This is a genomic window from Paenibacillus sp. FA6 (assembly GCF_051550225.1).
In the GTDB taxonomy this organism is placed as follows: domain Bacteria; phylum Bacillota; class Bacilli; order Paenibacillales; family Paenibacillaceae; genus Paenibacillus_AQ.
Genome location: NZ_CP188820.1, coordinates 5,325,043 through 5,347,607, shown reverse-complemented (window position 1 = coordinate 5,347,607; position 22,565 = coordinate 5,325,043). Strand labels below are relative to the sequence as shown.

The window sequence follows — 22,565 nt, the reverse complement described above, 5'->3', positions numbered from 1 at the left end:
AGACCAACCCATTAATGGGCTTATCCTCTATTTAGAGGGATTCATCTTCTTGATTAGCAAGACAATCAACACTAACGATACAACGACAATCATCCCATTGAACCACAACTTTTGTTGTAACCACCACGCTGGATCTTCCTTTGTAGTTGCAGGAACTTGGGCTTTCACTTGTATACTTAGCTTTCCAAGCCCAACATCCTCTTGTTCGATATGACTCTTAAAATTCACAATATCATATTGAGGCTTGGTAGCGGGGGTATTCCCGTAAAGTAACTTGTACGGTCCCTCCCCTTTATCCTCGAACACCAGCTTATCAACGATATAGGCTATGCCAAACCCTGCAATGTCTAACGGTAAATCATCCCGATTATTTATTTCTATTGTGATAAAAGAACTTCTGATAGGGTCAGTTGCTGTGATCATACGGTTGCTGATCTGCGCGTCTTTGAAGTCCAATTGGTATATTTCTTGTTCCCCAACCGTGTCAATCCTGACCCCCTGTTCATCATATAACTCATATGATCTAGTGTAATTATTGCTCTCCGTAAATAGCTGCAGTTCCGTAATTTGAAGACGGTTCTCATTATTTACGATGATTTGGGTAAACCCATCTTTCTGCTTCACTTCAAAGGATGGTTTCCCCCTCTTCGTGTGAACTAACCACTCAAGCTCTTGCGTATTATGAGTCAATTGTAAGCTTGGGAATGTCAGTTTCTCTACATTATTGAGGACACTTAATCGATAATATTCATATTTGTACTCTGATCCTAGGTCAATACTATTCTTAACCAACTGATCTGTTCGGTACAATTCACTCTGTTCTACGAGCTCCCACTGGTTGCCATCATAACTCCCGTACACCTTAATATGCTTCAGAAAGGCCCCTTCTGGTAACTCTACGGATAGAAGATTGCCCTGAATATCCACATTATCTGCCACTCGCGTGATCTTATAATCCAATAACGTATTGCCATCTTTCATGGCTGTATGAACTAACGAAGAGGAATAAATCTGCGTCTGTTCCTTAGCCTCTCCATAGCCACTATCGATATAGTAAGGAACAAACTGCCCTTTCTGATTCATAATTCGTAAGTCACGTAAATTCTCAGCCGCCCCAGCATACACTTCTTCATCTAGAAACAATGCATGATACGGACCACTACCCTGCAATTCAATCCCCTTTGAGAACTGCCATTCCTTTTGTCCATCTTGTGAGACTGCAACAATGATATCTCTCCCCAAACATACGCCCACCAAGAACATTACCAAGAGGATCACGCTAGTTCTTCGAATCCACTTCAACCTTCCCATTGTCATGAGTCTCCCCCATTCTGCTCAATACTCTCTGATAACCATAGGAAATACCGAGTAATACAAGCCCGAATGTGAAATACGCAAACATCTTACTTCCGGTCGATAAGAAACTCAGGTCATACAATATTAATTTCCCCGTGGCGACTAGTGTCAACCCTAATCCGAAACGTCTAATATACACATATCGATAACGGAATCCGAAGATGATATACACGATAGCCAATAGTAAATACAGTACGCTAAAGATCAATCCTACCTCTGTCAATTGGAATTGAACGACTAGAAAGGAAGTTAGTATACCGAGCAAGTATACTCCCAATATAACTGGATACATCTCGATGCTCTTATACTGCTGACGAATAAATGCAATCAACACATCTCGGATACTGAAGAACACCAATATGTTAAAACCAATTAATATACCCAGTGCTATATATTCTGTTGCCGAATTATACATATAATTTGACTGGAGTGCTGGAATACTTACTGTAATGATAAGACAAAAGAAGTATCCGATCCCGTATAAAGCTAGACCGTAGTACTTCACCACACGGTCATACAACACCGTAACTTTGGATAGTGCATAGGCGAGTGCAATGGTTACACTTGCAATGAGTAGGAGTCTATAGAATCCGAAATGGCTGAACTCCCTCGGTACCCAAGTGTTATATAGATTCGCCATCTCGTACATTAAATAAAACCATACGTTTAGTAATGTAGCGTATTTAAACACTTTGATGAGTTGAGCCTCTATAGGGCGACTGTAAAGATTGGCCACTTTCTTATGTTGCTGAACAGCATAATACGATGTAACTAACAGCATTCCCACGGTCATAAAGCTGTATTTCAGAACAAAGTATTGACCCGCGTTGTCAACCAAATTTATTAACAGATCTACTACGAAGAATGATCCTAGACACAGCATTAGAATACCCCAACCAGCTCTCTCCAACTGCTTAAATCGATTGAGGCTTCCATAGATCGTTAACAGAACACCTTCTATAAGCCAGCCGATCGATACCCACTCTGCACCAAACTGGAACGGAATCATGAGTACCGCAAATGTAAGCGAAGTAGCGTAGAATAACAGCATAGTCTGTTTCTCCTGTTGCATGAACTTTTCGAGAAATCTGCCTAATCCCAAATACACAAGACAGAAGACCAATGCCAGCAATCCATGGAAATCCTCCCAACCTGCTAGATCAAACAAGATGTATAGTGTGAAGCAACTAATGAACGTGTTCAAGGCTAGTAACGTGAAGTCCCACCAAGATAACTTAGATAAATGCTTAAATGCATAGCCTAGCGTAATGCCAAGATACATCGCAAACGTAATCACGACATATAACATACTGACAGATTCATTATTAGATAACACGACTAAAGCGATCATAGACGGAACATTAAATAAGAAGCTGATGTAATTGACAATGACCCAACGCTTACGTAACGAGACGAGCAGAATGGATACATTCAGTAAGAACAAATAACCCATAGCCACATAAACAGCATTACCCTCAAGACCAAAGGCCCCCATATATGAGAATAGCGGTAGATAACCACCTACTAAGCCCAGTGAAATGATGCTCTGCGAGTGATACCTCAAAGACAATAGCACTGCGGTTAACGACACTAGAACAGATAAAGATAAACCGACAGTAATATTGATTATTTCTAACAAAAAGTAACTATAAAAGATGGAACCATACAGTACAGAAATACCTCCACCTAATAACCCTAATGCAAATGTCTGCCTTTTCTTACGGAATAACCATTCTCCGGCTACTAGCATAAGCACCCCTAGCAAAAAAAAGGTGGTACCTTTCATGTATCCGTTGAACCAACCCGAATACATTAATTTAAACCCAGCACCGACGCCTAAAACTAGGAGTAGTATGGCGACCTTGCTCAACCAGTTCAATCCGATTTTCATCTCGAATTGATTCTGCTTAATTCTCTTCTGCATGATCTCTTCTGTCACTTCTTCTGAAGCGAGTTGATCTAACCCATTCGTAACTTGTTCGTGAAGTCTCTTCTCATCCTCTATCAACCGCTCGCGGTGAAGCATGATCTTATGATTTAACTCGTTAGAGATTTGCGCAAGCTTCGCAGCCATCTCTTCCTTCTCCTCTTTCAGATGGTTGGATGCTCGTTCATACAGACGATGAACCCCACTCTTCGTTTGGAATTCGAATTCCCCTAGCCGATTCGAATGTTCAGCGGTTCTACTTGCAAAGTATGTATCCAATTTCTCTCGTGATACGTGTATTATATTTAACTTCTCATTAAGGATTTGCTCCGTCAGGGAAGTTCGAATCTTCACGTTCTCTGTTTCCAAATGTGCAACCTTTGCTTGCAGAGCAGTTAAGCGAAGCTGATGTTCCTTGGCTTTCTCCCGAAGGTTCTCATTCTCATGCATTAAATCATGCGATTCATATTCACGAACTAAGGCCTGAACTTCTTTCGTCAATTTATTCTGGCTATCTTGTATTAGAAATAGGCGATCCTTAAACTCATTCATGTTTTCCCTCCAATACATCTGGCTGTTAATATTTACATTTTACTATAGATAGTCGGTGAAAAGATCATTATTTAGAAATTGATTCTCCCGCTCATACCCATTCCCTTCTTTTGTTCTACTCCGAGGGGCTTCTACTCAACTACCCATATTCCGCCTTCTCCAATCACCAACAGATGCACTAAGTACACTTATATTCGGCCATATTCTATCCACTTCCATGCATGTTTGGCATGACAATACGTCATTTCAAAAAAGGCGCACTCCCGATCCGTAGAATGCTCTACGTTTCGAATTGCGCCTTCCTGTGTGAAACCCTTAGCGACCTGCCTGTCTAAATCCGGAAGCAATAGCTTCCTGATCCTTGCAGAACATCATTTCTGCTTTCGTTTCGATATACCGTTCCCCACCGGGGACATGAAATATTTTCTCATTACGGGAATTAATATTGCCTTTGATCTTTGGATTGTCACAAGATAGAGTCGAATCCGCCTCGCCCCATAATCCTATGCCATCATTCTGCGCTTCACGCTTCAGGCGTGAGAATTTCTTAGTGAATAAGACATCAGGGGGAAGCGACATCGTATTCGCGTAACCTTCCATAATCAATGTTTCGTTAAACATGATGGGCTCATCCTCAATAAAAACAAAACGTAACCATCGATCGTATTTATCTGTTTCGCTTACATCCTTAAACAGATATACCGTCTGCCCCTCAAGTCGCTGCTTGCTAAAGTCACTTGCTTCCTGCCCATAATACTGTGCTTCGCCAAATACTTCAGGTGTGTTCATTCCAATCATTCGGACTTTATGACCGGAGACTGTCACGAAAGTATCCCCGTCTACGATACGCTTGATGACTTCAATCTCGTACTCCTTATCTAACAATTCAGGGTAGTTCTTTACAATCTTGGATGTAAATGAATCCCCATCCTCTACCACAACATTTCCCATATCAATACACCCTGATATGAAAATAGAAAGTACTAGAATGATATATAGATAGGTTCTCATCGTAAGCATACCCCTTAGTGATGAAAATCTAACTTTTTGAGCTCGCATTAATAGATCTTCTCACATTTATATTTACCTACTTCTTATTCGCTACATGAACTTTCAACAGTTTACCCTTGATGGTCGTATCCTTCATCACTTGAAGAACTAATGGACCCTTACCGTTCAATATTTCAACATAGGATACATTATCCTGAATCGTAATAATACCAATATCGTCCGCTGTTACACCTTCAATTTTGGCAAGGGTACCTACGAAATCTATAGCTCTAATTTTCTTTTTCTTACCACCGTTGAAATATAACTTCGTAATTTCCTTGTTTAATTGTTTGTTCTTATCCTGTTTAAGAGTAGGCTCAATACCCATCTTCCCTTGAAAAGCCTCTCTATTCTGTTCAACTGCCTCTTTAGACGGAGGATTCATTTTAGAGATCGTAAACCCAATATATCCTTCGATTTCACTTAGGAATTTCTCTTCATAAGGGGTTACAAATGTGATCGCTTTACCTGTCTTACCCGCACGACCCGTTCTCCCTGTACGATGTACATAACTTTCCTTCTCCATAGGCAAATCATAGTTGATAACATGGGTGATATTATCAATGTCAATCCCTCTCGCTGCTACATCCGTAGCTACCAGATAGCGAAATTGACCTCTTCTGAAATCATTCATCACTTCAAAGCGATCCTCTTGAAGCATACCCCCATGGATTTTGGCACAGGTATAGTTAGCATTGGTTAATTGTTCCGTCACTTGATTCACATGCTCTTGCGTCCGGCAGAAAATAATACAGCTATCTGGATTCTCAACAACCGTTACATCCTTGAGCAAGGAGAATTTCTCTGATTCTCTCACTTCGTATAACGAATGCTTGATCGTATCTGTCGTGATACCACTAGCTTGAATTTCTATGACAGCAGGATTATTCATATATTTGTAGCATAGTTTCTCCACATCCTGCGGTAAGGTTGCTGAGAACAACATCGTCAATCGTTCTTTCGGTAGCTTCTCAATGATGGACTCTACCTGCTGAATGAATCCCATATTCAACATTTCATCGGCTTCATCAATCACAAGAAATTCTAGACGATCAAGCGCAAATGTTCCCCTTTCGATATGGTCTAACACACGTCCAGGCGTTCCAACAACGACATGACTCTTCTGTTTCAACTCCGCCGTTTGTTTGGCATACGGTGTCTTTCCGTAAAGAGCTGTTGCTTTAATCCGTTTGTATCGTCCGATATTCGTGATATCTTCATTTACTTGTACAGCCAACTCACGAGTAGGTGTTAGGATGAGCGCCTGCGGCTTGTTCTCTTTCCAATCAACCATGTCGCAGATCGGAATACCGAATGCCGCCGTCTTTCCGCTTCCCGTCTGTGATTTCACGACAATATCCTGTCTATTTAGCGCCATCGGTATGACTTCACGTTGTACCTCTGTTGGATTGTTATAGCCCAGATTATCGAGTGCCCTTACAATTTCTTCACTAAGTGTATAGTCTGTAAATCCTTGATTGCTCATGTTTCGACCTCTTCTATTCTAGATTATTTACCTTATGGACATATGTTTCCACGAATCACCTATCACATATACTCTATTATACTCGAAAAGAGGAAATTATTTCAGTCTTACTAAACTAAAAAGAACCAGAGCGTTACCCGTTAAGGGATCACTCTGGCTTTACTTATATCACCTGAATTGATCAGCATCATTATTCGAGTGAAGTGTAGCCCCTCCCACGTTACTCTGAAATATGGTAGTCGAAGTAATTATAGTAAGCGGAAGTCTTACTATCCACACCATTACCCGTTGCATAAAGACCAATTAGAGCTCCCGTAAACCCACCATTTCGTTCTGGTGATACGATGTTCGCTGCTACTGTAGCAAGTGTATTCCAAGTCGATCCATCTGTAGAATACGCTAGCTCATATTCACGCTCTTGCGAAAGAATACGTAGCCCCATGCGATCTTCTAATACAGGTATCTCACCCAGTATCGAAGCCTCTCCACGATCAACCGCAACCGCCGTTAGCACTCGATTTCCGTTTACTCTGCGAATGCCAAGCGTAAGATGTCCTTGTTCGTTCAACCTTACTGCTAATCCTGCTTCCTCTCCATCCACTTGTGGAGCGAACAGTAACTCTGATGATACGGCCATACAACGATGTTGTTGTCGTACGCCAACGAATAGGGACGGCTCGGCATCCTTAAGACCATGTCTATTCCCTTTTAGCGAAATATGCCCTGGTGACTCACTCAACGACACCCGTTCTTCTTGCAATGTACGGATGAATGCCCACCGATGATGAAGTTGCTCTTCATCGAAGTCATCTCGCCAGCCTATTGAACCAGAACCAGAACCTGAAATATCTGACCCCATTATCTGAGATTCATTCGCTTGGCCTTCATCCGCATCATTCACTTCTGGATTCTTCCCTAACCGGTTCACGATCATATCCTGCTGCACAGTACCCTCATTGTTATCGACTGTCGGCCAGCCGTCCTCAGTCCATATTACTGGAGCAAGGAATGTCTCCCGACCAAGGACACTATATTGCCCATCAACGGGACGTACTCCTAGAAATAATGTCCACCAATCCCCATTGGAATCCTCAATAAGTTCAGCATGCCCAAGGTTCTGGAAGGGATGATCAGCAAGCTGATTATGTGTTAACATCGGATGTGGCATCATTTCAAATGGACCATATGGTGTACGTGCTCGGTATACGAGCACACGATGATCTAGGCCCGTCCCGCCACATGCACAAGTTATATAATAGAAATCATTGATTTTATACAGGTGAGGGCCTTCCGTCCATACGCCACCATCACCCCTTGCAACGACAACAGGTTCGCTTAATGCCTTACCCGTACTAATGTCCATCTCATATTGAATAATATGAGATTCTTGATCCGCGCCCTTCTGTATAGTTACATATACCTTGCCATCATCATCAAAGAACAATGATGGGTCAATATTGCCATAAGGAGGAATCAAGATAGGGTCAGACCAAGGCCCCTCAGGCTTCTCTGCTGTAATAAAGAAGTTCCCGATACCATAGACATCTGTCGTAATTAAATAGAATACACCCTCATGATGGCGAAGTGTAGGTGCATATATCCCTTCAGAGCTTTGTCTACTAGACAGATCAAGCTGACTCTTGCGGGTTAGCGCATGACCTATTTGCTTCCATTCACTGAGATTCCGACTATGAAATATCGGTAGCCCTGGGTAATATTCAAAGGAACTAACCGCCATATAATAGTCATCATTTACACGAATAACACTTGGATCTGGATGGAATCCAGGCAGGACTGGGTTCTTATAGCTTTTCAGTATACTCATTATCTTTACTCCTCTCATTAGTAAATGGTTCTACCCTGCTCATCTTCCACGCCTGATTTACGATAAAAGTACGTATTGATAACATTTCGCCAGTGATGAGCATGCTCCACCTGTTCTTCCAGTCGTCCAGCCACTTGGGCGAAACGATCGCGATCGACCTTGCTCTCGAGTTCAGACCATTCCTTCTGTAGTTGCTTCGCTTCCTCTGCCCCTTCGAAATGGGTATCGTAAATATGCTGAATGACCGTCTTGCCCGAATGAAGGCGATGGCTATATGGAACATGATGGAAGAACAACAAGAGTTCGTCCGGGCATAATTCAAGAGACTCATATAAAGCCGCATTCTCAGGATAATATTGAGCCGCATAACCTGTTCCCGTCGCTAATGTACGATCCACACCCATCCCATTTCGATCGGCGAAATGATACGTTCCCCAACGTGAATATTCATAGCCATCCACATCTGGTCCATAATGATAATGCGGTGTTACCATCCAGCCAACGCTTAACGGTGCAGTATAGCTCTCATATATAGGCCAAGATTTCATTAATATGCCGCATACGATTCCTACCACCTGAGCATCGTTCCCGAATGTGAGCTTTGCCCACTCTTCCGCAATATTTTCCGCTGATAATTCTGGATTCCATATGAGCCTGCCATAACCATAAAGGTTCACTTGAGCTAATGTATGCCCTGTCCAGTTCTCGTCATCTCCGATATTCGAGACCGCAGCAATACCACTGTACTTCATATCGAATACCGATCCATCTACGACTCTCTTGACCTTCGCACCCTGGTCATTGGCATGTGTATCGAAATCAAGCACTTTCTTCCACTGTGGCACTAGGTAGCAAACATGCCGCTGTTGACCGGTATACTCTTGTGTAATTTGGAATTCTAACATCTGATTCGTCTTCTTCATCGCGCCGAACAAAGGAGAGACTGGCTCCCGCACTTGGAAATCCATCGGTCCATTCTTAATTTGTAACATAACATTATCTCGGAATTTTCCATCTAGTGGTTTAAAATGGTCATATGCCGCACGTGCTCGATCTGTTGAGCGATCACGCCAGTCCTGCATACAGTCATATACGAAACAACGCCAGATCACAATCCCACCATGTGGTTCCAGTGCTTCTGCAAGCACGTTCGCTCCATCCGCGTGATCGCGATCATACGTAAACGGACCTGGACGATGCTCGGAATCCGCCTTAACGAGGAAACCGCCAAAGTCTGGAATCGATTGGTAGACAACGTCTGCCGTACCACGCCACCATTGTCGAACTCCTTCGTCCAGTGGATCAGCTGTTGTGAGTCCACCCACTTCAATCGGTGCTGCAAAGTTCACGCTGAGAAACAGACGAATGCCGTATTCACGAAATACCCCTGCAACTCGAGCCACATCAGGTAGCAGTTCGGGCGTGATGAAGCCTGTCTCTATCTCATGCACATTGACATTATTTATAGAAATACTATTGATCCCGACGGAGGCTAACATCCGTGCGTAATCTTTGACCCTTACTAAATGTTCCGTAATCTTCCCGTTATGATAGAAGATAGATGAACCAGCATATCCCCTCTCAATAGAACCATCTGCATTATCCCATTGATTAATCATCCGAATCTGATTTATTGGTTGTTCTATAATATACTGACCCGTAAGCTGAACGCCACTTGCGATGAGTCTTAACAAGTGAAACACACCATATAAAACTCCCGTTTCCGAGCCCCCTATTAACAACATATAGCTTCCTTGGTTCGAAACGATATGACGTAATATAAATCCTTCGGTTGTGAGATTCTCAATATCTTGCTTCACATCTGATGAGGAATCTTGATCGCCTTCTAGCTCTTTCCAATCTATTGCCTCTGTTGCCGTACCTATACGAATATACGATGCGTCCGTGCAATCTTGTATCACATCAGGTTGAATACCTAACATGGAAGAGGCTGCTTCCTTCAGTTCATGTATCGCTGCATTCATGACGACATCCGTTGTTCTAATTCCCGTAACGACATTCCCAAGAATCTTAGTGTATACAGCCCGTAATGCTGGATCCTTCACCTCAGAATATTGTAGCCAGGCTTTGTATAAAGTGCTTTCCATACGATATATTCCCTCCTTGGGTATCATTAGATTGTATTTATATTTAGGATTTTTCTCTTTTTATACAACAAATGCCGGTCACGAAGACCGGCATCACGGATAAATACGGCTATGCCGTTTCTTCTAGTCTCAAGCCTAATTCTCTTATTCCACGAGTCTCTTGAAGGCAGCCTTCGGCTGATGCAACTCATCAAACAAGAATGGCCAATTTTTCCGTCCTCGCACTGGGAAATCATCCAACCATGTGTAATCATCAGCCGCACCCCAGAAAGTAACGGAAGTAATGTCACTTTGATACTCTTTCATTAGCTTGAACATAGCACCATATCGCTCTGCTTGCATCTCTAGCAAATCCTCTGGGGGAGCAATCAGATCCGTGCGCTTATCATCGAAGCGGAATAGGGATACATCCAGTTCAGTAAAGTGCAATTTCAGACCAAGAGAAGCATACTTCTCAATGGCACTACGAATATCATCTAGAGATGGATCATATAAATTCCAGTGAGCTTGAAGACCGACACCGTGGATCGGTACTCCTTGATCAAGGAGTGACTTCAATAACTTAACTATCTTATCTCGCTTCAGCGGATGAGATTCATTGTAATCGTTATAGAACAACAAAGCTTTCGGATCAGCTTCATGTGCATACTCGAATGCTTTAGCAATGAAATCAGGCCCGATAATGTCTAGCCACTTCGACTTACGTAGAAGTACCTCACCTTCATCCTCAATGACCTCATTCACCACATCCCAAGCATAAATATCATTCTTATATCGACCTACTACCGTATCGATATGCGCCTTCATTCGCTCAAGTAATGTCTCGCGATCAGTAGCCTTGCCATCCTTGTCTTCGAATACCCAATCTGGTGTCTGATTATGCCACAACAGCGTATGACCACGCATCGACATATCGTTACTCCGTGCGAAGTCTACCAGTTGGTCTGCCAACTCGAATGTATATGTGTCCTCCGCTGGGTGTAGACTCTCGAACTTCATTTCGTTCTCCGCTGTAATGCTATTGAAATGATAAGCTAGTAATTCCTTCTGACTAATAATTGTCTTGGGATTCACTGCCGCTCCAATCAGAAAGTCCTCCGCAAATACTTCCTTCAGCTTCGCTTCCTTACGTACTCCCATAATCGTCATAGAGTATCTCTCCTTATTGTTAAAATTAAGTAGAAACAGCCATGCCGTTTCGTAACACCTGTATAGAGGCAGTTCAAAAAGTCATCTTTTAAACTCGCACTATTATCCTTTCACGCCACCAATAGTCATCCCCTGAACAAAGTATTTCTGTAGGAATGGATACACCATAATGATCGGAACGCTGGCAACAATCGTCATCGTAGCGCGAACGGATGTCGGTGTGACTTGTTTAGCCAGATTCTCTGATCCTGAGAACATTGACGAATAATCTTGAGAGTTCATCGATGCACCGGAGTTCTGTAATATCTTCATGAGCTCATATTGTAGTGTACTTAGATCAGGATAAGATGAGTTATAGAGAAACACATCAAACCACGAGTTCCATTGAGCTACTGCCGTAAAGAGTGACACGGTTGCAAGTACAGGTATACATAATGGAACCACGATACGTAAGAACGTTGTAAATTCCCCAGCTCCATCGATCCGAGCCGATTCAAGGATTCCTTCAGGCAATCCCTCAATGAACGAACGGATAACGATAACGTTGAACACTCCGATCAATCCAGGAATGATATATACAGAGAAACTCCCAATCATACCAAGTTCACGAATAAGTAAGAAGTTAGGAATAAGTCCTCCACTGAAATACATTGTAAGAATAAAAGCAAGCGATACAAACTTCCGTAGAACATATTCCGGACGGCTAATCGTATAGGCAACCATCGAACAACATAAAACGGAGGTCACTGTACCTATGATCGTTCTCATCGCTGAAATAAAGGTAGCCTGGTAGATCGATGATTCTTTCAGAACATATTTGTAATTCTCCAACGTGAATTCTCGTGGCCATAAATAAATGCCGCCCTTAAGCGAATCATTCGCTTGATTGAGAGAAACCGCCAGTGTATTAATGAAAGGATACAGTGTAACTATGACCAGTAATAACATCATGAAAATATTGAAGGCGTCAAAAGCCCGATCCCCAGGGGATTTGAAACGCGCATATTTCTGTTCTGTCTTTGCCATTATAAATCCTCCTTAGAAAAGTCTGGCTTCGCCCAATTTCTTCGCGATGCTGTTAGCACTGAATAACAAAATAAAGCTGACGATAGTCTTAAACATTCCAGCTGCAATAGACAATGAGAAGTTACCCATCTGAATACCATATTTGAGTACGAAGATATCTAAGTTCTCAGAGAAGTCGATATTCATCCCGTTACCGAGTAAATATTGCGGTTCGAAGCCAGATTCAAGTAAATTACCAATGTTCATAATCATTAGAATCACAATGACAGGTTTAATACCTGGAAGCGTAATATGCCAGATCCGTTTAAAACGCCCGGCTCCATCGATTTCAGCCGCTTCATATAGTGATGGATCTACCGAAGTTATTGCTGTTAAATATATAATAGTGTTCCAGCCCACATTCTTCCAGACTTCCGAAGCACCGAGTATTCCCCAGAAATATTCACCTTTCCCAAGCCACAGGATAGGTTCATTAATGAATCCAAGCCATAAAAGTATCTCATTGATAACCCCCCCGTCCGTTGATAGCACGGTTGTAATGATACTTGCAGCAACTACCCATGATATAAAGTGAGGTAGATAACTGATCGTCTGCACGACCCTCTTAAACATCACATTACGGAGTTCATTGAGAAGTAATGCTAGAATAATAGCTGTACAAAAACCTAGCACAAGGTTAATAAAACTCATTGCTAATGTATTTCTAAGCACTAATAGAAAATGATCATCTTGAAATAAGAATCGGAAATGCCTTAGACCAACCCATTTTTGATCCGTGAATCCTTTAGCCGGTTTAAAATCTTGAAAAGCAATTGTCCAACCCCAGAGAGGTACATATTTAAAAACAAATAACCATATTAAAAAAGGAACTGACATAAAAACAAGTGTCTTTTGCTGACCAATCTTTCTAATGAAACCTTTCAATCCTGTCGGAGTATTATCTAATCTCGGAGACTCGACCGGCACTATCGGTACAGTATTACTCACAGTATATTCTCCTCTCTCTCTATCCGCTCTTAGAAGCAACAATGAAAGTGAAGGGAAAGGAAAGGAGATTGTCCATAACCGGAGAACCTCGCTTCCCTCAATCCTTTCTCATTCTTTCGTTTTACTTAGCTGTACCTTTTACGATCGCTATCTTGTTAGCTACACCCTCAGTAACTGCATCTTCATATGATTTAACATCTAACTTATTGAATGCTGTGTAATACTCAGTCCAGATCTTCTCGAAATCAGCCGGAGCTGCAAGAACCAGTTGTGGGAAGTATTTACGTTGTAGATCACTCTTCTTCTGTTCGAAGATTTGCGCTGGTGATCCTTGTTCAATTGAAATACTCCATGCTGGATACCACGGACGGTCGTCTGGTGCAGAGAATAGCTCTGAGAAGGATTCAATTTTGTAAGCTTCTAGAAGCTTCTTATCGCCTTCGCTGTATGACATTTGTGCAACCTCTGGTTGACGTCCCGCCCCTACAGAGTTACCGTCTGCCAAGGATGATCCATTACCATATCGTGGCCAGCTATATTCGAAATACGTAAACCCAAATGACTGTTTGAATGATTCCTCATTCGTTTGTGTAATTTGTTCTGCTGTACGGTGGAAGCGTCCTTCCTCATTAATACTGTACGTTTCACCCTCAATTCCCCAGTTAGAGAGAACTTGGTTCTCATCCGTTAACAAATTGTCGAAGAATTTAATGATACGAACTGGATCTTTGGCGCTAACCGTAATACCTACACCACGATTACTTACAAAGGCAGGTGGATCAAGATATTGATCCTTAATATCCTCATCAAATACGATAGGAAGTGCCATATAATCTAGATCATCGTTACCCGATGCTAATGCAGCTTCACGTAAACTATTGATCCCTTGACCTGCTTGCCATTTGTAATCGAAGAACCCAAGTACCTTACCAGAAGCGATCTTCGCGATATATTGATCTTTGGTATCAACGAAGGATGACTTATCAAAGATTCCCTCAGCGTTGAGCTTATTCAATTCTTGGAGATAACGTTTCGTAACGTCTTCATCGCCATAATCTGTCGCTTGAAAAGTCTGCATATCAATCATTGCGCCACCATCGTTCGGATAGCCTGCTAAGTGCATCGGCGGGTTAGTGAATGCGAAGAACTGATCTTGTGCAGTCAGCGCCAGATAACCAGTCAAGCCCTCATCCTTATGCTTAGCAACATAATCACGAATTAAGTTCAAATACTGATCGTATGTCTTAATTGTTGGGTATCCAGCTTCTTTCAAGACTCGACGTTGAATCCAGTATGCACCTTGTTCAATATTCGGCCCCGGAATATATTCACCTACTGTGGCGCTAAGTGGTAGGAAGTTAATATTGCCATCCTTATCCTTCATCAAGTTAAGATAAGGTTCGTATACACGTTTAATGTTCGGACCATGTTCCTCAATTAAATCATTTAAAGAGATAAACGCACCTGCATCAACAATTTTATCAATGGAGTCCCCTGGTACCATAACATCTGGGAAATCATTACTTGCAATAAATGTTCCAACCTTGGTATTCTCATCACCCACGAGGTGTTCAATCTTCCAATTCACACCCGTCTGATCTTCAAAAATTTTACCGATCTTCGTATCCTTTGTCTGAACATCTTTACCTGCTGCTGCATTAAAATACGAGAACGTTACCTTATCTAGCTTCTCTTCAGTAGCTACAGCTGGATCTTTAGAAGTGCTAGTGTTGCCGCCGTTAGCTGTATTACCATTGTTTCCGGAGCAGCCTGCTAGAATGGATCCCATCATAACCGCTGTCAGACAAATTAGGCCTATCTGTTTTTTTACCATACTCGTAATAATCCCCCTTCGAACTATGTTTATTGTAAGTGCTTTCATATTCATTATAGATCAGCGTGGGGCTTACTTTTACCCACCATTCTAAAGGTGGTACTTAGAAAACTATAGATGCTGTGTTACTCTTCCAACGGGATTCTAAGCATGATCTGAGTTCCCCCTTCGGGATAACTATCGATCACTAGCTCAAACCGTGTACCGAAATATAGCTTAAGGCGATAGATCACATTCTGTATACCTACCCTTTCACCCATCTCTTCCTCATCCTTGATATAACTGTAAAGCCGCTCGATCTTCTCACGTTCCATCCCCGGACCGTTGTCTTGGATAAGGAAAATAAGATCGTTTCGATCCCGCTTAATATCCACCTCAATCCGTCCACCGGACTTAAGTGGTTCAATCCCATGAATGCTCGCATTCTCCACGAACGTTAAGACAGACATCTTCGGAATGAGGAACTTATAAAGACTCTCTTCTACTCGTACAGTGTAATTAAGCTTATCTCCGAATCGATATCTTTGAATCTCGAGAAAACAGTGAATGAAGTCAAGCTCTTCCTTGAGCGTAATCATGTCCCTCTTCCAGATAAGTGAGTTGCGGAATATCTTTGCCATATTCTGTATGATATGAGCCGTCTCCTTCTCGTCCTTCATGATACTCCTCATCCGGATGGTCTCTAGTGCGTTAAAGAGGAAATGAGGATTGATCTGACTTTGCAGAGCATTAAGTTGAGCATTCCTGCGCTGAATTTCGAGATCTTTCTTCTGAATATCTGCCACATACACATCATTAATTAAATTGGCGATCTGGAGAGTCATCCGATTGAACTCTTCCGTCAATTGACCGATCTCATCTTGAGAATGATCTTCCTTAATGATATCGAAGTGTTGATTCTTAACCCTCTTCATATGTTTCAAAATACGGATAATCCGTACGTTCAGCGAGCGAGTGACCCAGATAATAATACAAGTAGGTAAAAGCGTATTTATGATTGTAATTAGAATGATGAAATTACGCGATTGATGTACTTCCTTGAATACTTCCTCCTTAGTAGCCCTAGTTACGATGCTCCATCCATTCAGATCATTAGTCATCGTATATTTGGTGCGAAATTCAATCTGATCATCAGAAGATTCTATCGTATTGAAGGCTACGGGATCTTTCTCTATATCGATACTCGAGTCCGTTGTATACTGAATCAGACCGTTATCGTCCAATAGATAAGTGCTACCTTGTAAGTTCAAATTGCTAAATATCTGTTTTATAGACGACATTTTCATATCAATCTTAAGGATCTTCTGATAATTATTCTGCGAATAAAAGGAATCCATCCTGCGAATGATGCTGAACGTTCTCACGGTATCGCCATCACCTGTCCGCACAATAATCGGTTGAGACCAACGATTACTCACAATCTGCTGGTACCATCCATTCTCCTTCACTCGCTCATCGATCATATTAACCCCACCAGAATATAGTAATGTCGGATTATCCACATAGATCGTGATCTCTCCTACCGCGTTATACACTGGGCTGTATGCATTTAGAATTCGGCGCAGATAGCCGTCATATGCCCCAATATACGCAGCAGGATGAATATATTTTGTATCAATAACTTCATTTAGCAGATGATCCGTATAGAACAAGGATGATATTTCCATCGTTCCTTCAACTTCCTTGGCGAACTCGTTCTTTACTTGCTCCATGGCACGGGTGCTATCTTCAATAATTTGATCTTTCATATTATTGGTCGTCATATAATAGAAAATAAAACTAATAATTAAGAGTGGCAGGAAGACGCATAAAAAGTAAATGATCAACATTTTATTGCGCATGCGAATGTTATTCAGACTAGGTCTCATTCAACCGTCCTTTCGGACTTCCCCCCTTTATCAAGCTGTTTCGATATTCACTTGGGGTAACACCTTCAATCTTCTCAAATCTGGTTACAAAATAATCACTGTTACCAAATCCTACTCGTTCAGCCACTTCGTAAATACGTAGATCGGTCTGCCGCAATAGCCTCTTCGCTTCATTAACTCTCAATTGTTGCAAGAAGTCGTTAAAATACATCCCGTATGTCTTCTTAAAGACCTGACCTAGATATACCGGATTAATATAAAATGCGGCTGCAATGGACTTAAGACTAATATTTTCCTGATAATTAGCTTCAATGTATGACCGAATTTTCGGAATATCGCCACTTTGTTGCCTTTTCCGGAGTTTAGCCATATACCGACCACTTTCCTCTGCAAATGTCATGAAGATTCGTCTTAACTCGCTAAGAGACAGATTCAAGTCATGCCAGTCCAGTAGCATCTCTAATGTAGTGATTTCCTGCTCATCACCATCCATTTCATGAATGATTCTAACGATCATCGTCACGCATTGATGGATATTCGTTTTCACGGCTTCTGGTGCATAACATTTGTCACGGAAGTTATCAAATATCTCATCAATCGTTTTGTCCAGATTTTCAGATGCCATCTCCTCGATCTGTTCAACCAGTTGGCTATACAGCTTATCGTCCAGACTCATATATTGAAGCGCCTGCATGGAGCCTTCATCATGAATAACGATACCTGTATCATCATGCACATATTTGTATTGGAGCGCTTCCTTAGCACTTCGATACGAATCACGTATGTCCGTTAAGCAGCCTACCTTGCACCCTGCATACAAGAAAATTCTGAAACCACATTCATTCCTCAGCTGTTGCAGCAGGACTTCTGCGAATGGTCTAATCTTACCTTGGAAGGGCTGCAGCATACTGTCTGGAATGATGAAACCAACACGGTTGCGATGCTCATGCAAATAGAAGGGCTGTCCGCCCCCTGTGATCCGTTGGAGAGTCCGTTGCAGAATTTCCCTAAATCCTGAAAGGCTTGGAGACATCCCATCTTCAGTTGAAAGATGGATATCATTCAACTCTGCAAACATATAATATAGACCATTCACTTCTTTTAACATCAATCGATCTTCCCATTCAGCCAAGAAAGCATCGTCTGGATGATCCAGTATAAGTGTCTCAATCATCGCACCGGTCAGTAAGTTATCCTTAATACTACGATCCTCTTGATCACGGGCTAGCTTAATGGTTAATGCTTGAAGTGTTTCAGTGAATTCAATCTCATCTATGGGTTTTAGAATGAAATCATGTACACCATATCTCACTGCCTTTTGGGCATAATTAAAATCATCATATCCACTGAGAATAATAAATACGGGATCTGCGTCCCCTTCCTCGGTAACCCTACGTATGAGCTCAAGCCCATCAAGTACAGGCATACGGATATCCGTAATGACTAAATCGGGCTGAATACTCCCTATCAATTCTAAGGCATCTTCCCCATTGTCAGCTTCCCCTACAACTTCGAATCCACAAGCTTCCCAGTCTATCAATTTAATTAACCCTTTACGTGTAAACATTTCATCATCTACTAAAATAACTTTAAACATGATGTGCTCCCCTCTCTGCAGTCATAATACTATTTCAAAAAGACTCTAAAAACCTATCAATGTAAATATCATTTCTCAAAGTGTTTACTATAGTTTGTATGGTACCCTGCCGTGGTACAAATATGATAGCATGATCGAATAGAAGTTGTTCAAAAATTCACCAAAATATATCATTCACGAGGGGGTTCCTCATGTTTAATCATAACTATATTCATTCTCATATGGAGCAAGATTATCTCCAACTGGTTCATCAAGGGAAGGTTGCTAATCTCTACATTTCTTCGACTGAAGACCCAGGAGTCACGCGCGCAGCCAAGGACCTATGTAAAGATATCACTAGGGTTACCCTACACTCGCCTAGTCTAATCCATGAGTTGTCCGAGCCATCCGGTCATATCGTTCTAATAGGTACCATCGGTCAGAGTCCACTCATTGACCAACTCATTACGGATGGGAAAATCGACACACACGGTGTAGCTAATCAATGGGAATCCTTTGTGATCCAGACGGTAATCAACCCACTTCCAGGCATAGAGCATGCACTCGTCATCGCAGGAAGCGATAAGAGGGGTACGATCTTTGGCATGTATGATGTCTCCGAGAACATCGGTGTATCACCTTGGCATTGGTGGGCAGACGTTCCAACCATTCAACAAAGCGACTTGTATGTTAAACCAGGCGTGTACAAGCAGGGAGAACCGTCTGTGAAATATCGCGGTATTTTCCTCAACGATGAAGGTCCTTCACTCATGGCTTGGGCTCGCTCTAATTATGATGATATGAATCACAACTTTTACGAGAGTATATTTGAGTTACTTCTACGTCTTAAGGCGAATTATCTATGGCCAGCGATGTGGGATAACACCTTCCACGAGGATGATCCCCTTAATCCCAAGGTAGCTGATTACTACGGTATTGTCATTGGCACATCTCACCATGAACCGATGCTTCGCCCACACGGAGATTGGAAGAAACATAAGCAAGGTCCATGGGATTATTCACTGAATCGTGACGTGCTGTATCGTTTCTGGGAGGAAGGGATCTCACGCAGTCGTGATTACGAGACCATTGTTACGCTTGGCATGCGTGGGGATGGCGATGAACCGATGGGTGGACACCTGTCTTTTGAAGAGAAGGTAGATCTGCTGCAACATGTTGTGGAAGATCAGCGTAAAATTATCGCTACCGAGATGAATTCCGATGTAACACAGGTACCTCAACTGTGGGCTCTGTATAAGGAAGTTCAAGATTACTATGAAAACGGGATGAGAGTACCGGATGATATCACCCTACTGTGGTCAGATGATAACCATGGTAATCTACGAAGAGTACCCACAGATGAAGAACGCACTCGCTCTGGTGGAGCAGGCGTATATTACCATCTCGATTATGTCGGTGGTCCTCGTTCTTATAAATGGCTTAACACCGTACCGATTCAGAAAATATGGGAGCAAATGCACAAAGCATATGAATACGGTGCGGACCGAATATGGATTCTTAATGTCGGCGATTTGAAGCCTATGGAATTCCCAATGGAATATTTCCTACGTATGGCTTGGAATATTGAACATTTCACGAAAGATAACTTCCATTCGTATACACTCCAATGGGTGAATCGTCAGTTCGGTGCTGAACATGCTGATGAAATTACTGACTTATTAGAGCGTTATACTAAATATAATGGTCGATTAAAACCGGAGTTGTTGAATGCCGTAGATCTTTACAGCCTTATCAACTATAAAGAAGCTGAAACCGTTGTTGCGGAATTCCGTGATATTACCGTCCGAGCAGAACGATTATTTGGTCAGCTTCCAGGGCATCTCCAAGATACCTTCTTCCAATTAGTACTATACCCTGTAAAGGCTTCAGCTCAAGTGCTTGAGCTGTATGTCCATGCAGAGAAAAGTAAGTTGTATGCTCAACAAGGCCGGATCATGGCTAATGTAGAAGCGCGTGCTGCCGAGCTTCTGTTTGAAGCAGATCAAGAACTCACATTCGACTATAACAAACGGCTATCGTTGGGCAAATGGGATCATATGATGGACCAGACGCATATTGGGTATACGTATTGGAACCAACCCCCTCATAACATCATGCCAGAGGTTGGGCGTGTAGAAGAACAAGAAGGCGCAGAAATGGGCGTTTCCGTGGAGGGTTCCATAAATGTATGGCCAAGCAATGGTAATGATTCGTTGTGCGCATTGCCTAGATTCGATGTGTTCACGCAGGAGAAGCGATATTTCGAAATATTCAATAAACGCTCATCTCCCTTTAACTACAGCGTTCATGTAGATGTCCCTTGGATTACAATAACTTCATCAGAAGGTCAGGTTCTGAAGCAGAAGCGGATCTGGGTAGACATTGATTGGGAGGCAGCTCCTCAAGGTGAGGCTGTTACCGAGACGATCACCGTCATCGGTGCTGATGATGTCAAAGTCAACATCCAGCTGAGCATTTTCCATCCCGTAAGTCCAAAGCGTGGGACGCTAATCGGGCACATGGAGACGAATGGATATGTATCTATTGAAGCAGAGAATTATACTCGTAAGATAGCAGCATCTAGTGCTGAGTGGGAGCGCATCGATGGTTACGGTCGAACCCTCTCCTCGATGGCCGTCTTCCCTGTCACGACTCCTTGCGCGGATCCTCCGGTGCCAGAGAAATCTCCACGTCTGGAATATCAAGTGTATCTAGTTCAGCCTGAGGAAGTCACGGTGTCTCTACTTCTTGCGCCATCGAATGATTTCGTTCCGGGAATGGGGCTAAGACTAGGCGTCTCCTTCGATGATGGTCCAGTAGAGATATGCGATGCGATGTTACGGATGCCTGATGGCTCATTCCATGAGAAGGACTGGGAAGTAAGTGTCATCCACAACATACGTACAGCTGTTAGCGTACATCACATTGCTGAACCAGGCTATCATACTTTAACCATTTGGATGGTCGATCCGATTGCGGTTCTGCAGAAGATTGTTATAGATCATGGTGATTTAGAACCAAGCTACCTTGGACCTACAGAAAGTTACTATGGCGGAAAGGCTTTAGATACGTCCATACAATTAAGTGATTATTCATACGATCCAGTATCCGTGCCGGGTGTCATTACCATCCCGTCATCAGCCGAATCGGAACGTATAGAAATCTTCGTTGAACATAGCGGAATATATGATGTATCACTGCCTGCTCAGGACAATACCACGGTCAATGGCAATCATAACGTTAAGTTTGCTTTGAAGTGTGATGGACGTGATATATCTAGTCCAATCTCATCTGATCCAGATGGAGCTCGACAGGGTTCTGACACTCATTCGATGGGGCGAATTGTACTTGAGTCCGGCGAACATGCGCTTGAGGTCATGGTGGAGGATGGATATACCGCTCCAATGGAGCTTGTCCTTACATTAGTCACCCCACATATGCTGAGCGTACGACCGTCGTTACGCAGAAGTAACTTACTTCCGACTAAGCCCCTTGTCGCACAAATTGGGGTAATCAACAAAGATGTATCCTCCAGCTATCAGTATGGGATGACGGTATCGTTGTATACAGAAGATGGATCACTACTAGATCAATCTACACTTGCTAATACCCTTGCTGTGGGCGGCCAAGAGATGCACCAACTATGCCTTTCTGAGTCGAACAATAGTAACGTATATAAGTTAAAGACTGCCATCACGATAGATGGGCAGACACGAGAATACGTTTCGGATTGGGAGCTTTAAGTTAATAGCTGATCTATAAACAGCAGGCCTAGGATTGGTTATCCTAGGCCTGCTGTTGTTCTATATATAGATTTCTAG

At 42.4% G+C, this 22,565-nt stretch carries 13 protein-coding genes; 1 reads left to right on the top strand and 12 read right to left on the bottom strand.

Annotation, left to right across the window (positions count from 1 at the left end):
- Positions 1 to 27: 27 nt before the first annotated feature.
- From ACP8HI_RS24105 to ACP8HI_RS24050, 12 genes are all read right to left on the bottom strand, one after another.
- Complete coding sequence (locus tag ACP8HI_RS24105; protein ID WP_438348642.1) at positions 28 to 1,311, bottom strand: DUF3999 family protein; 1,284 nt, start codon at positions 1,309 to 1,311, stop codon at positions 28 to 30.
- Positions 1,280 to 3,835 (bottom strand): DUF2339 domain-containing protein, encoded by a 2,556-nt coding sequence (locus tag ACP8HI_RS24100; protein ID WP_438348641.1) that lies wholly within the window; start codon positions 3,833 to 3,835, stop codon positions 1,280 to 1,282. The genes ACP8HI_RS24105 and ACP8HI_RS24100 overlap by 32 nt, the downstream gene beginning before the upstream one ends.
- A 315-nt stretch (positions 3,836 to 4,150) precedes the next feature.
- Positions 4,151 to 4,846: a thermonuclease family protein gene (locus tag ACP8HI_RS24095; protein WP_438348640.1), complete on the bottom strand. Its 696-nt coding sequence runs from the start codon at positions 4,844 to 4,846 to the stop codon at positions 4,151 to 4,153.
- A gap of 76 nt (positions 4,847 to 4,922) precedes the next feature.
- The gene (locus ACP8HI_RS24090) at positions 4,923 to 6,371 is read right to left on the bottom strand and encodes a DEAD/DEAH box helicase (RefSeq protein ID WP_438348639.1); all 1,449 of its coding nucleotides are present in this window, start codon (positions 6,369 to 6,371) and stop codon (positions 4,923 to 4,925) included.
- Positions 6,372 to 6,591: 220 nt separating this feature from the next.
- Positions 6,592 to 8,196 carry a glycoside hydrolase family 43 protein gene (locus tag ACP8HI_RS24085; RefSeq protein WP_438348638.1) on the bottom strand — a complete coding sequence of 535 codons (1,605 nt, stop codon included), beginning with the start codon at positions 8,194 to 8,196 and terminating at the stop codon, positions 6,592 to 6,594.
- Between the two features lie 17 nt (positions 8,197 to 8,213).
- Positions 8,214 to 10,304, bottom strand: coding sequence for an alpha-glucuronidase family glycosyl hydrolase (locus ACP8HI_RS24080; RefSeq protein WP_438348637.1), 2,091 nt, complete (start codon positions 10,302 to 10,304; stop codon positions 8,214 to 8,216).
- A 144-nt stretch (positions 10,305 to 10,448) separates the two neighbouring features.
- Positions 10,449 to 11,453, bottom strand: a complete 1,005-nt coding sequence (locus ACP8HI_RS24075; RefSeq protein WP_438348636.1) for an endo-1,4-beta-xylanase — start codon at positions 11,451 to 11,453, stop codon at positions 10,449 to 10,451.
- A gap of 102 nt (positions 11,454 to 11,555) precedes the next feature.
- Positions 11,556 to 12,479 (bottom strand): carbohydrate ABC transporter permease, encoded by a 924-nt coding sequence (locus tag ACP8HI_RS24070; RefSeq protein ID WP_438348635.1) that lies wholly within the window; start codon positions 12,477 to 12,479, stop codon positions 11,556 to 11,558.
- Positions 12,480 to 12,491: 12 nt separating this feature from the next.
- On the bottom strand, positions 12,492 to 13,355 hold the full coding sequence (locus ACP8HI_RS24065) for an ABC transporter permease (protein ID WP_438351971.1): 864 nt from the start codon (positions 13,353 to 13,355) through the stop codon (positions 12,492 to 12,494).
- A gap of 232 nt (positions 13,356 to 13,587) precedes the next feature.
- A complete protein-coding gene (locus ACP8HI_RS24060; RefSeq protein WP_438348634.1) occupies positions 13,588 to 15,300 on the bottom strand; it encodes an extracellular solute-binding protein in 1,713 nt (570 codons plus the stop codon).
- Between the two features lie 125 nt (positions 15,301 to 15,425).
- Entirely contained in the window at positions 15,426 to 17,168 is a 1,743-nt protein-coding gene (locus tag ACP8HI_RS24055) for a sensor histidine kinase (RefSeq protein ID WP_438348633.1), read from the bottom strand.
- Positions 17,158 to 18,765, bottom strand: a complete 1,608-nt coding sequence (locus ACP8HI_RS24050) for a response regulator (RefSeq protein WP_438348632.1) — start codon at positions 18,763 to 18,765, stop codon at positions 17,158 to 17,160. Before ACP8HI_RS24050 ends, ACP8HI_RS24055 begins: the two co-directional genes overlap by 11 nt.
- 191 nt (positions 18,766 to 18,956) lie before the next feature.
- Between ACP8HI_RS24050 and ACP8HI_RS24045 the strand changes: the two genes are divergently transcribed.
- Entirely contained in the window at positions 18,957 to 22,487 is a 3,531-nt protein-coding gene (locus tag ACP8HI_RS24045) for a glycosyl hydrolase 115 family protein (RefSeq protein ID WP_438348631.1), read from the top strand.
- The last annotated feature ends 78 nt before the right edge of the window (positions 22,488 to 22,565 follow it).